We start from the raw sequence: 12,498 nt of genomic DNA on the forward strand, positions 1-12,498 counted from the left end.
GGCCGCGCCAGATTAGGTTTCGCCTGCATACCGATCCAGCCGCCGGGCCAGAAATCCCACGGCCCAGTGCAGGATCACTGTCAAAAGAGCCAGCACGATCAGGCTGGCGAACATCAGGTCGATCTTGGCGCGGCCATTGGCCAGCAGCATCAGATATCCCAACCCTTTGGATGCGCCCACCCATTCTCCGATCACTGCGCCGATGGGGGCATAGACCGCGGCGAGCCGCAGGCCCGACCCGAGTGCGGGCAGGGCTGACGGGATTTGTATCCGCCGCAGCACCTGCGTCCGGGTTGCGCGCATGGTTGATGCCAAATCCAGATAGCCCGCAGGCGTCCGCATCAGCCCGTCCAGAAACGCCGAGGTGACGGGAAAATAGATGATCAGCACCGCCATCACGATCTTGGATCCGATGCCATAGCCGAACCACAGCGTCAGCACCGGAGCGAGGGCAAAGACCGGCACCGCCTGCGTGAACACCAGCAGTGGCATCACCAATCGTCGCACGGTGGCTGACAGCGACAGCCACACCGCGCTCATCACGCCAAGGCCTGCGCCAATGATAAGTCCCGCGATCACCTCGGTCGCTGTTATCAATGCGTTTTCGGCGATCAGCACTCGTGACGCCCATCCCGCCTGCGCCACCCGCAGCGGCGAGGGTAGAATAAAATGCGGCGCCCCGGTCAGCCAGACCAGCGCCTGCCATAGACCGAGTCCCAGCAGCAGCGCCGCCAGCAGATCCCAGCGCCTCATATCACGGGACTCCTGTCGCGCAGATGATCCAGCAATGCGGCCTGACAGGCCAGCGTGTCGGGGGCGTCGTGTTTGCGCACGGGCGCTGTGTCGGGCACCGGCCAAACCGTCGCCTCAGAGGGGGACATGACCACAATTCTGTGCCCCAGGCGCGCCGCCTCGGTCGGATCATGCGTCACCATCAGCACGGTGCGCCCGGTCAGTACATCCGCCGCCAGATCCTGCATATCCGCCCGCGTGCTGGCGTCCAGCGCTGAAAACGGCTCATCCAGCAAGACAACCGGCGTGTCCTCCATCAGGGTGCGGGCCAACGCAGCCCGCTGCCGCATCCCGCCCGACAATGCACCGGGTCGTTTGTGCCGGTGCGCGGCCAGTCCGACCTGATCGAGCAGCGCGTTGGCGCGGTCGAGATCGGGCACCGCACCGCGCAGCCGCGCGCCCAGCACCACATTGCCCAGCACATCAAGCCAGGGCAGCAGCAAATCCGTCTGCGCCATGTAGCTGACCCGCCCGGCGAGTGCTGAACCATCCGAGGACGCAATCGCTCCGGCAAACTCCGCGCCGGTCGGCAGGTCAAGGATCAGCCGCAGCACCGTGGATTTCCCGACACCCGAGCGACCCAGAAGGCATGTCCATTGTGCGCCCGGAACCTCAAGCGTCAGCGGACCGAATAGCGGCAGTCCTGCCATTGTGCAGGTGCCGTGCAGCGTGATCCCCGGTGCTGATGTCATTGGCTGGTCGCACCCCCGCGCATACCCATGTCCCAGAATCCGACCTCCAATGCCGTGGCTCGGGTGAAACGCGCCTGCACTGCGGACCATCGCGGCGTGTCCTCGAACCCGGCGCCTATCCGGCGGATGCAGGCGGCGTCCAGCATCGCGCCGACGTCACGGCAGACCTGCTGATATTCGGTGACCGCGTAGGTGTCGATCCAGCCCTTGTACGGCCCGTCTGAGCCAGCCAACGCCAACCCGATCTCTCCGTATCCCATCACACACGGTGCCATCGCCGCCATCAGTTCGATAAAATCGCCCGACAGTCCCGCGTCCATGACGTAGCGGGTATAGGCGAGGTTCTCGACCTCTTCGGTGGCGTGGAACAATTGGTCTTCGCTGATCCCCTCGGCGGCACAGACCTGCACGTGCAGCCCCATTTCGTGGTTGACCAGCGCGTTAACCGTCCCGGCGCAGGTGCGCATTTCATCCAGGGTTTCGGCCTTGACCACCCCCAGTGCCCAGGCGCGGGCAAAATGCACGAGGAACACGTAGTCCTGTATCAGATAGTGCAGGAACGCCGCGCGCGGCAGGGTGCCGTCGCCCAACCCGCGTACAAAGCTGTGGTCGGTATAGGCGGGCCAGGCCGTGCCTGCGCCGTGGCGCAGCGCGGCAAAGGCGCGACCGTAATCGGCGTTGGTCCCAGAGCTCATGGCTTGGTAATGTCCATAGTGATCCGATCGACCGGGTTTACCGAGGGCACCATTCCGGTCTCGGCCAGGAACGCCTCGAACGCGGCATAGCGGCCATAATCCATCGCCGTGGGGCGCAGCGCAAAGCGCGGCAAGGTGTCGGCCCAGGCGCGCTTGTTCAGCTCATCCTGCAATTCGGTGGCGGTTGCTGCGAAAACTTCCCAGCTCTCATCCGGGTGATTGACCATGTATTGCGTCGCCTTTTCGGTTGCCGCAAGGAACCGCGCTACCATGTCTGTGTCCATAGTGTCGGGGTTGGCGACGTAGATCAGTTCGTCATAGGCGGGCAGGCCCTCTTCCTCGACAAAGAAACATTTGCCGGGCACGCCCTCGATATCCATCTGATTGAGTTCGAAATTGCGGTAGGCGCCGATCACCGCGTCGACCTGGCCCGACATAAGTGCGGGTGACAGCGACCAGTTCACATTGACTAGTTCGATGTCGCTCAGGGTCATGTCATATTTGTTCAGGATCGCCGACAGCACCGCCTCTTCGACACCACCGACCGAGAAGCCGACCTTGCGGTCCCGCAGATCGGCGGGGGATTTGATCGGCCCATCCGCCAGCGCCAACAAGCAGTTCAGCGGCGTGGCGACCAACGTCCCCACACGGATCAGCGGCAACCCTTCGTGGATTTGCAAGTGCAGTTGCGGCTGGTAGGAAATCGCCAAATCGGCCTGGCCTGCCGCCACCATCTTGGGCGGGTCCGACGGATCAGCGGGGGCGATAATCTCGACCTCCAGATCCTGTTCGGCAAAATAGCCCAGTTCCTGTGCCAGAATGACCGGCCCGTGGTCGGGGTTCACGAACCAATCGAGCATCAGGGTCATCTTGTCCTGCGCCAGCGCTGGTGAGGCGATCATCAGGGCGGCAACAATCGGGATCAGTTTCATTCGGAACCTTTCACAGTCAGTGCGGGCGCGTCGCCCATGGAGATAAGGGATATTTCGCCCGGCCAGCGGGCCTGAAGCAGTCGCGCCGCAGTCCAGGCGCGCAGGCCCGACCGGCAGCACAAAACGGTTCTTTGGTCAGGTTTTGGCAAGGGTCCACCGGGGCCAAAGTCTGTCGCAACGTGGCGCGCGGCGTGTGGGACAAAGGGCAGGGGGGCCTCGTCCTCACCGCGCAGTTCAACCGCGAAATCGTCGGATGTGACGCTGTCCGGGGCGACAAAAGACAATATGCGTTCGGGTTCCGGTGCGCCGTCAAAACGGAACCCGGCACTGCGAAACGTTCGCAGATCCAAAGTCAGCATTTGCCCCAGTGGCGCGGGTTTCAATGCCAGAAGATACGACAGCGCCATCTGCGCCTGCATCGCGCCCAGCGTTCCGACCAGCGGCCCCATCACACCGGCGGTGTCGCAGCTTGCCGCCTGGGCGGGCAGGTCGGGGAACACCGCCCGAAGTGATGGTGCACCGCCGCAGAATCCGCCCGCATAGCCCGCGAACCCCAGTGCAGAGGCCGAGAATAGCGGCAGTTCCCGCGCGTGACAGGCATCAGACAGCACATAGCTAACGGCGAAACTGTCGGCGCAATCGAGCACGGCATCAACTCCGTCCAGAAACCCGCCCACAGTTGCGGGGGTCAGCGACGCGCAGATCGGCACAATCGCGATGTCGCTGTTGCGGGCGCTCAGATGTGTTGCGGCCCTGTCAGCCTTGGGGTGGTCCACGTCCCCCTCCGTGTACAGAACCTGCCGGTGCAAATTGCTGCGCGACACGACGTCTGGGTCAACAATCGTGATCCGCCCGACTCCGGCCCCGGCAAGATACATCAACGCCGGACATCCCAGCCCACCAGCCCCCACAACCAGCAGATGCGCCGCCGTCAGCCGCGCCTGTCCATCAACGCCCACGTCGGGCAGGATCTGTTGGCGGGTATAGCGATTCATGTCGCCGCCCTCGTCGCGGCCAGCCACTCACGCACCCGCGCTTCGGGATCTGGGTTCAGGGTGATATCGGTCACGGCGGCTACGATGTCCGCCCCGGCATCAAACGCCCCGCCGACGCGTGCAATGTTCATTCCTCCGATGGCGACCAGAGGGATCTCACCTACCAGCGCCTTCCATTCGGTGACGCGTTCCAGCCCCTGTTGATGCCATTTCATCTGTTTGAGGATCGTCGGGTAAACCGGCCCCAGCGCGATATAATCGGGGTTCAGCGCCAATGCGCGTTCCAGTTCGGCCCGGTCGTGGGTGCTGATGCCCAGCCGCAAATCGGCGCGGCGGATCGCGTCCAGATCGGCGTCGTCCAGATCCTCCTGACCCAGATGCACGAAGTCGCACCCCTCGTCGATGGCGACCTGCCAGTGATCGTTGATTACCAGCACTGCCCCATGTGCGGCACACAGCGCCCGCGACCGGCGCACTTCTGCCCGCAGCGCATCGGGGGCCAGATCCTTGGCCCGCAGTTGAACGAGGCGGATGCCCAGCGGCAGCAGCCGCGCAAGCCAGTCGGCAGAGTCGAAAATCGGATAAAATCGGTCCAGCGTCATGACAGGAATGCCTTTCCCAACACCGGGGTCGATGGGGCGGCCATATCGCGCGGCTCCATCGGGTCAGCGTCGCAGGCCAGTCTGCCCGCCCGCAAGGCAAGGGCAAAAGCCTCGGCCATCGCGGCGGGATCACCAGCCTTGGCGACAGCAGTGTTCAGCAGCACCGCGTCATAGCCCAGTTCCATCGCCTGCGTTGCCTGTGACGGCAGGCCCAGCCCGGCATCAATCACCAGCGGTACATCCGGGAAATGCGCCCGCATCGCCCGCAGACCAAAGAGGTTGTTCAGCCCCAGCCCCGACCCGATCGGAGCCCCCCAGGGCATCAGCACTTCGCAGCCCGCATGCAGCAACCGGTCCGCGACGACCAGATCCTCGGTCGTGTAAGGAAAGACCTGAAAGCCGTCTTCGGTCAGGATTCGCGCTGCTTCGACCAGACCAAACACATCGGGTTGCAGGGTGTCCTCTTCGCCGATGACCTCAAGCTTGATCCATTTGGTACCAAAGACTTCGCGCGCCATATGGGCCGTGGTTACCGCCTCTTTGACACTGTGGCAGCCGGCGGTGTTGGGCAGCACATGCACGCCCAGATCGCGGATCAACGCCCAGAAATCCTGCCCCGCGCGGTCCTGTCCGCTTTCGCGGCGCAGCGACACGGTGGCCACGGCCGCGCCCGAGCGGCGGAACGCCTCGGCCAGAATGGCGGGCGAGGGGTATTGCGCCGTGCCCAACATTAGCGGGTTGTCGAGCGCGGTGCCGTAAAAGTTGCGCATCGCTCAGCCCCCCTGCATCGGCGCGAGGACTTCGATTGCGTCACCATTGGACAGGGTGAGCCCGGCGCGCAGCCCTTGCGGCACGAAATTGCCGTTGACGGCTGTGGCCACTACGGCATCGCCGTACCCGGCTTCGGTCAGGGCGTCGGTCAGGGTGGTGGCGGCGATCACGCGGGACTCACCGTTCAGGGTAATATTCATGGCAGAGCCTCCTCAGTCTGTTGGTCGAACACGGCCTCGGCCACCTGCCGCGCCATGGCGGGCGCCAGCAGGAAGCCGTGACGGTACAGCCCGTTTAGCCGGATCAGATTGTTCGTGCGGGCGACGCGCGGCATGTTGTCGGGATAGGCCGGGCGGATATCAACGCCGATCTCGATCACCTCGGCCTCGGCAAAGGCGGGGGCCAGCGCATAAGCCGACGACAGCAGTTCGAGCATGGCGCGGGCGGTGACGCCGCCACGTTCAGAACTTTCGATCATCGTCGCACCCAGCATGAATATGCCGTCGCCACGTGGCACAATATACAGCGGGATGCGCGGATGCAGCAGTCGCACCGGGCGGTGCAAAGTGACCTCCGGGCAGCGCAGCACCAGCATTTCGCCCTTGACGCCGCGCAGGTCGGGCAGGTCGTCGCGGGCGCTGTAGCCCCGGCAGTCGACCACCAGTCCGGGCAGATCAGCGGGGGTCGCCTCGCGCTGTTCAAAGGTGACGCCGTCGCGTTCCAACCCGTCACGCAGGGCAATCAGCGCCAGACGCGGGGTCAGATGCGCCTCGGACTCAAAGAACAGACCCGCTGGGAATCGTTCCCCCAGATCGGGCTCAAATGCCGCAATTTCGGTTGCTGTCACCGCACGATGGCCGTCGGTTCGGCGCGCAAAGCGCCGCAGATCCGCCCGGTCCCGCGCCAGCGACAGCACCAGCGATCCGTTGCGGGTGACAAGCCCTGTATGTGTGTGCCACCAGCCCGCAGCCTCTTGGCCCAGCCGGACAACAGGTTCCTCGGCGCTTTCGCCTTCGCAAAATGGTGCCAGCATACCCCCGGCCCACCAAGAGCACGCATGCGGACCGGGGGCCGCCGCACGGTCGATCAGATGCACGTGCGCCCCCCGGTCGGTCAGAGCGCGCGCGGCACAAAGCCCGGCCACGCCGCCACCAAGAACGGTGACCCCGATCATGCTTCGACTGCCTTTGTTGGCCAGAGCGCATGGAAATGATGCACCGGGCCATGACCCGAGCCGATGCGCAACTGGTCGGCGGCGGTGATCGCGGCCTGTAAATAATCGTGGGCGCGGCGCACGGCTGTCGTCAGGTCCAGACCCTGAGCCAGCCCGGACGCGATGGCCGCAGAATAGGTACAGCCGGTGCCGTGAGTGTTGCGCGTCTTTTGCCGCTCCGCTTGCAGTTCTGTCGCCCCATCCGGCCCCAGAAGTAGATCGGTGCAGATCGTCCCGGCCCCGTGCCCACCCTTGAGCAGGACGTTGCGCGGGCCAAGCGCCAGCAACGCCTCGGCCTGCGTTCGGGGCGCCGCGTCGGCCAGGTGCGGGACCAGTCGCGCCGCTTCGGGCAGGTTCGGCGTGATGAGCGTGGCGCGCGGGAATAGTTGCTCGATCATTGCTGCCATCGCGTCCTCTTGCAGCAATGCGTCGCCGGATTTGGCGATCATCACCGGGTCAAGGACAAGGGGTATGTCGGTGTCCTGCAGGGCCTGCGCCACCGCGTCGATGATTGCGGGCGAAAACAACATGCCGATCTTGATTGCGCGCACCTCAAGATCGTCGAGAACAGCGCGGATCTGTGCGGCGACCACAGCGGCAGGGATCTCATGCACTGCTGTCACCGCGCGGGTGTTCTGCGCCGTTACGGCTGTGATGACGGACGCGCCGTAAACGCCGAGAGCCGAAAACGTCTTGAGATCCGCCTGTATGCCGGCACCGCCGCCACTGTCGGACCCGGCAATCGTCAGAGTGATGGGGGGCGTGTCAAAGTCAGGTATCGTCGGCATCATGTCGTTCGCTTCGGTCATGGGACGTTGGGCGAAAAGACGTGCGTCGGGCGAATGGATCGCCCAGATACCCGTTCCCTACGCCGGTATTGCCCGGATCAGGTTCGACGGGTTATTCTCAGCCCCAAGAGGCACCCCGACGGATCGCGTGACGCTAGGATAGATTCGCTGGGGATGCAATGGGGGTGCTTAGCCCGCTGTGCCGCCCGAATGTGCCGGATGCCTGCGCCGCACGGACCCGGGGCGCTCCGGCAGGGACAGAACCGTGTCGTTGCGCTGGCGCTGGGCGATCACCTTGCCTTTGGCCACAACACACAACCGATCAGGGCGCAGGCGCAACGCCTCAATCGGGTTGCCGGCGTCCAGCACCACAAGCGATGCCTGCGCACCGACGCGCAGCCCGTAATCGGCCAGCCCCATGATCGACGCATTCACATTTGTCACCATGTCAAAGCAACGGCGCATTTCAGCCGGGCTGGTCATCTGCGCCACGTGTAACCCCATAAAGGCCACATCCAGCATGTCGCCCGTGCCCAGCGAATACCACGGATCCAGCACACAATCCTGACCCCAGCCTACGGCGATGCCCAAAGCCTGCATTTCCTTGACCCGCGTCAGGCCGCGACGTTTGGGATAGGTGTCGTGGCGTCCTTGAAGCACGATGTTGATCAGCGGATTCGGGATCGCGGCCACCTGCGCCTCGGCCATCAGGGGCAGCAGTTTCGAGACATAGTAATTGTCCATCGAATGCATCGAAGTCAGGTGCGATCCGGCCACACGCCCCTGCAATCCCAGTCGCTGGGTTTCAAACGTCAGCGTTTCGATATGCCGGGACAGCGGGTCATCGGTTTCATCGCAATGCAGATCGACCATCAATCCACGCTCGGCCGCGATCTCGCACAGGGCGGTGACCGAGGCCCGGCCATCCTCCATCGAGCGTTCAAAATGCGGGATGCCGCCGACCACATCAACGCCCATATCCAGCGCGCGCAAGGTATTGGCCAGTGCGGTCGGGTCGCGGTAGAGACCGTCCTGCGGAAACGCCACCAGTTGCAGATCAATATAGGGCGCGACCTGTTTGCGCACGTCCAGCAGCGCCTCGACCCCTAGCAGGCTATCGTCGCAGGTATCCACATGGCTGCGGATCGCCAGCAGACCCAGCGACGCCGCCCAGTCGCAATATTCCAGCGCCCGGTCGCGGACCTGTTCAAACGTCATCACCTGCTTCAGTTCACCCCAAAGCCCAATCCCTTCGAGCAGGGTGCCAGAGGCGTTGATGCGCGGCGTGCCGTAGGACAGCGTCGCATCCATATGGAAGTGCGGATCGACAAACGGCGGTGAGACGAGATCGCCGGTGGCGTCGATGACTTGCCCTGCCTCGGCCTCAATCTGGCCTATTGCGGCGATGCGGTCGCCCCGGATGCCAATATCGGCGACGGTGCCATCGGGCAGGGTGCCACCTTTGACAATCAAATCGAACATCAGCGGGATCCCTTGTTGAACGGCACCATGAGGGCGGCGGGCACCTGCGCGCGCCGCGCCATCACCACCAGTGCGAGAATGGACAGAAGATAGGGCGCCATCAAGAAGATCTGATACGGCACATCGGCGCCCAGTGACGTCTGCTGCACCCGGATTTGCAGGGCGTCAAACGCGGCAAACAGGATCGCGCCCAGCAACGTCTTGCCCGGCTTCCACGAGCCAAAGACCACCAGAGCGATGCAGATCCAGCCGCGACCGTTCACCATTTCAAAGAAGAATGAATTGAACGCCGACATGGTCAGGAATGCGCCGCCCACGGCCATCAACCCGCTGCCGACAACAACGGCGCCGATGCGCAACCCGCTGACGGACAGGCCTTGCGCCGCCACGGCGGACGGGTTTTCGCCCGCCGCTCTGATCGCGAGCCCCAGTGGTGTGCGCGTCAGCACCAGCGCCACCAGCGGCACCAGTGCAAAGGCCAGATAGGTCAGCGGAGTTTGACTGAACAGCGCGGTGCCGACCAGCGGGATATCGGACAGGATCGGGATCTCGAACGGTTGAAAGGCCGCGATCTTGGGAGGAGAGGTCACTTCTGGCAGGGCCACGCGGTAGACGTAATAGGTCAGCGACGTGGCCAGCAGGGTGATGCCCAGCCCGACGACATGCTGCGACAGGCCAAACGGCACCGTCAGCACCCCATGCAACAGCCCGAACGCCATGCCGGACAACATCGCGACCAGCACGCCTCCCCAAAGGCCAAGGCCGGCATAGACGCTCATCCAGCCGGCAAAGGCACCGACCACCATGATCCCCTCGATCCCGAGGTTCAGAACCCCGGCGCGTTCGCAGATCAACTCGCCCAGTGCGGCAAAGATCAGTGGGCTGGCGATGCGGATTGCGGCGGCCCAAAAGCTGGCAGAAAGGAGGATATCGAGGATTTCCATACGCCTAATCCCGCCTGATCCGAAACCGGGTGAGCATGATTGCCAGCACCATCAGCAGCAGTGCGGTGGCCAGCATGATATCGGCGATATAGGTCGGTACGCCGGCCGCGCGGCTCATGCTATCCGCCCCTACAAAGATGCCTGCCACGAACAGCGCCGCCACGACGACCCCCAGCGGGTGGAGCAGCGCCAGCATGGCGACGATGATGCCGGTATAGCCAAAGCCGGGCGAAAGATCGAGGGTGAGAGACCCCTTGAGGCCCGCCACCTCGGAAAACCCGGCCAGCGCTGCCAGGCCACCCGACAGCGCCGCCGTCTTGATCAGCACGCGTGTCACCGGGATACCGGCAAAGCGCGCGGCCTCGCGGTTGAGGCCGGTGGCGCGCATCTCGAATCCCAGGGTGGTGCGGGTCTGGATCACCCAGACCAGCGCGGCAGACAGCAGCGCCAGTCCAAAGCCCCAGTGCAGCCGCAGGCCGTCGATCAGGCGGGGCAGGCGTGCCTCGGTGATCAGGCGCGCGGATTTTGGCCAACCCATACCCATCGGATCCTTGAGCGGCCCTTCGAGCAGGTAGGACACCCACAGCAGGATCACAAAGTTCAACAGCAGGGTGGTCACCACCTCGTCCACGCCCAGTCGGGTCTTGAGGAATGTGGGCACCAGCAGCATCACCGCGCCTGCGGCAATTGCGGCCAGCGCCAGCGTGGGCAACAGAGTGGCGGCAGGCCACGCCAGCGCCCCGGTGCCCAGCACAACCGTGACAACGGCACCAACATATAGCTGCGCCTCGGCCCCGATGTTCCACAATTTGGCGCGAAAGGCGACAGCAACCGCGAGACCGGTAAAGATCAGCGGCGTGGCGCGATTCAGTGTTTCAAGGGCTGCGAATTTTGACCCCACCGCGCCCTTGATGATCAGACCCAGTACCGAAAAAGGTGCGCCGCCCGCCAGCAGCGCCAGCAAGGACGCAATCACGATGGTGCCTGCCAGTGCCAGCAGCGGCAGGCCCAGTGTGCGGCCCAGACCGGGTTCTGCAATCGGTTCAAGCCGCATCCGTCTGCCCTTCAAATCCGTGACCCGCCATCCAGACGCCCAGTTCAGCGGGTGTTTTTGAGCCGCGTGCAAACCCCGGCGACAGCCGCCCCTGAGAGATGACGTGGATCACATCGGACAGGGCCATGATCTCGTCCAGATCCTCGGAAATCAGCACCACGGCGGCGCCGCGGTCCCGTGCGGCCAGCAGTTGTTCGTGCACATAGGTCAGCGCCCCGATATCCAGCCCGCGCACCGGCTGGTTGGCCAAGACAACCCGGGGCGCGGTTTCCAGAACGCGGCCCAGAATCAATTTCTGCATGTTGCCGCCAGACAGCAGGCGGATGCGCGTCTCTGGCCCTGGACAGCGCACGTCATAGGTGTCGATGATGCGCCGGGTGAATTCCCGCGCGGCCCCCCGGTTCATCCAGCCCAGACGGCTGTAGGGCGGCTGATCATACAGTTCGAGCAGCGCGTTTTCCGTCAGGTCCATGTCGGCGATGGTGCCGGTCTTGTGCCGGTCTTCGGGAATGCGCGCCAGACCCGCCCGCACCGCAGTACGCGGTGACCATCCGGCCACGGCAGCGCCCCCCAACAGCAACTGACCCGCCGTCGGGGTGATCAGCCCGCCCAGCAGATCGGCCAGCGCCTGCTGGCCATTGCCCGACACCCCGGCCAGCCCGATGATCTGCCCGGCCCGCAGATCAAGGCTGACAGATTTTAGCCCCGGCGCGCTGCCATGATCCGGCGTTGTCACGGTATCAAGTCGCATCAACGCGGACCCCGGTTCGCAGGGGCGCACGGCGGGGGCGGCCACCTCGGTTCCGACCATCAGCGCGGCCATCTGTGCGCGGTCCAGATCGGCGGTCTGTGCCTCGGCTACGACCTTGCCCTGCCGCAGGACGATGACGCGGTCGGACATGGCGCTGACCTCGTGCAGCTTGTGCGAGATAAAGATCACCGACAGCCCCAGCGCCACCGCCTTGCGCATTGTGGCGAAGAGCGCGTCGGTTTCCTGCGGGGTCAGTACGGCGGTTGGTTCGTCCAGAATGAGGATACGTGCGTCGCGGTAGAGCGCCTTGAGGATCTCGACCCGCTGGCGTTCGCCGACGGTCAGATCCGCAACCCGCGCCTGTGGATCAACGGCAAGACCATAGTCACGTGACAGGTCGGCCACCTTTTGGCGGGCGGTGCCCAAGCCCAGCCCCAGATGCCACAGCGGCCGCGTGCCAAGCAGGATATTGTCCAGTACCGTCAGGTTTTCGGCCAGCGTAAATTGCTGATGCACCATGCCGACACCGGCGGCCAGCGCGGCACGCGGATTACCCGGGGGCAGGGGCGTGCCAAATACCTCGACCGAACCTTCATCCGCCGTGTACTGGCCAAAGAGAATATTCATCAGCGTGGTCTTGCCAGCACCATTTTCGCCCAACAGCGCGATCACTTCACCCTGATTCAGGGCAAAGCTGATCGCATCATTGGCTGTCAGCGCACCGAAACGCTTGGTAATGCCGTCAAGACGCAGGACGACCTGCGCCTCGTGTGCCCCCGACGGCATA

Annotated in this window: 14 protein-coding genes and 1 riboswitch; all 14 genes read right to left on the reverse strand. The window is 64.2% G+C overall.

Translation table 11 applies throughout. From position 1 onward, the window contains the following. Window positions 1-12: 12 nt before the first annotated feature. The 14 genes from IMCC21224_RS05045 to IMCC21224_RS05110 all read right to left on the reverse strand — a co-directional run bounded on the left by IMCC21224_RS05045 (window position 13) and on the right by IMCC21224_RS05110 (window position 12,497). On the reverse strand, window positions 13-753 hold the full coding sequence (locus tag IMCC21224_RS05045; RefSeq protein ID WP_047994423.1) for an ABC transporter permease: 741 nt from the start codon (window positions 751-753) through the stop codon (window positions 13-15). Next, window positions 750-1,484 (reverse strand): ABC transporter ATP-binding protein, encoded by a 735-nt coding sequence (locus IMCC21224_RS05050; RefSeq protein ID WP_047994424.1) that lies wholly within the window; start codon window positions 1,482-1,484, stop codon window positions 750-752. The genes IMCC21224_RS05045 and IMCC21224_RS05050 overlap by 4 nt, the downstream gene beginning before the upstream one ends. Beyond that, the gene (gene tenA, locus IMCC21224_RS05055) at window positions 1,481-2,179 is read right to left on the reverse strand and encodes a thiaminase II (RefSeq protein ID WP_047994425.1); all 699 of its coding nucleotides are present in this window, start codon (window positions 2,177-2,179) and stop codon (window positions 1,481-1,483) included. Before tenA ends, IMCC21224_RS05050 begins: the two co-directional genes overlap by 4 nt. Then, window positions 2,176-3,111, reverse strand: coding sequence for an ABC transporter substrate-binding protein (locus IMCC21224_RS05060; RefSeq protein ID WP_047994426.1), 936 nt, complete (start codon window positions 3,109-3,111; stop codon window positions 2,176-2,178). The genes tenA and IMCC21224_RS05060 overlap by 4 nt, the downstream gene beginning before the upstream one ends. Then, window positions 3,108-4,106: a HesA/MoeB/ThiF family protein gene (locus IMCC21224_RS05065; RefSeq protein WP_156178129.1), complete on the reverse strand. Its 999-nt coding sequence runs from the start codon at window positions 4,104-4,106 to the stop codon at window positions 3,108-3,110. Before IMCC21224_RS05065 ends, IMCC21224_RS05060 begins: the two co-directional genes overlap by 4 nt. Beyond that, window positions 4,103-4,708, reverse strand: coding sequence for a thiamine phosphate synthase (locus tag IMCC21224_RS05070; protein ID WP_047994428.1), 606 nt, complete (start codon window positions 4,706-4,708; stop codon window positions 4,103-4,105). Before IMCC21224_RS05070 ends, IMCC21224_RS05065 begins: the two co-directional genes overlap by 4 nt. Next, on the reverse strand, window positions 4,705-5,478 hold the full coding sequence (locus tag IMCC21224_RS05075) for a thiazole synthase (protein ID WP_047994429.1): 774 nt from the start codon (window positions 5,476-5,478) through the stop codon (window positions 4,705-4,707). Before IMCC21224_RS05075 ends, IMCC21224_RS05070 begins: the two co-directional genes overlap by 4 nt. A 3-nt stretch (window positions 5,479-5,481) precedes the next feature. After that, a complete protein-coding gene (thiS, locus tag IMCC21224_RS05080; protein ID WP_047994430.1) occupies window positions 5,482-5,679 on the reverse strand; it encodes a sulfur carrier protein ThiS in 198 nt (65 codons plus the stop codon). Further along, window positions 5,676-6,653, reverse strand: coding sequence for an FAD-dependent oxidoreductase (locus IMCC21224_RS05085; RefSeq protein ID WP_047994431.1), 978 nt, complete (start codon window positions 6,651-6,653; stop codon window positions 5,676-5,678). Before IMCC21224_RS05085 ends, thiS begins: the two co-directional genes overlap by 4 nt. After that, window positions 6,650-7,501, reverse strand: a complete 852-nt coding sequence (thiD, locus tag IMCC21224_RS05090; RefSeq protein ID WP_082135295.1) for a bifunctional hydroxymethylpyrimidine kinase/phosphomethylpyrimidine kinase — start codon at window positions 7,499-7,501, stop codon at window positions 6,650-6,652. Before thiD ends, IMCC21224_RS05085 begins: the two co-directional genes overlap by 4 nt. A 37-nt stretch (window positions 7,502-7,538) precedes the next feature. Further along, a riboswitch (TPP riboswitch) is annotated at window positions 7,539-7,629 on the reverse strand. A gap of 40 nt (window positions 7,630-7,669) precedes the next feature. Beyond that, window positions 7,670-8,962, reverse strand: a complete 1,293-nt coding sequence (locus IMCC21224_RS05095; protein WP_047994432.1) for an amidohydrolase family protein — start codon at window positions 8,960-8,962, stop codon at window positions 7,670-7,672. Continuing rightward, a complete protein-coding gene (locus IMCC21224_RS05100) occupies window positions 8,962-9,906 on the reverse strand; it encodes an ABC transporter permease (protein WP_047994433.1) in 945 nt (314 codons plus the stop codon). Before IMCC21224_RS05100 ends, IMCC21224_RS05095 begins: the two co-directional genes overlap by 1 nt. Window positions 9,907-9,910: 4 nt before the next feature. Beyond that, window positions 9,911-10,960, reverse strand: a complete 1,050-nt coding sequence (locus tag IMCC21224_RS05105; protein WP_047994434.1) for an ABC transporter permease — start codon at window positions 10,958-10,960, stop codon at window positions 9,911-9,913. After that, window positions 10,950-12,497: an ABC transporter ATP-binding protein gene (locus tag IMCC21224_RS05110; protein ID WP_047994435.1), complete on the reverse strand. Its 1,548-nt coding sequence runs from the start codon at window positions 12,495-12,497 to the stop codon at window positions 10,950-10,952. Before IMCC21224_RS05110 ends, IMCC21224_RS05105 begins: the two co-directional genes overlap by 11 nt. Between the last annotated feature and the right edge of the window lies 1 nt (window position 12,498).

This window comes from Puniceibacterium sp. IMCC21224 (assembly GCF_001038505.1).
Classification (GTDB): Bacteria; Pseudomonadota; Alphaproteobacteria; order Rhodobacterales; family Rhodobacteraceae; genus Puniceibacterium.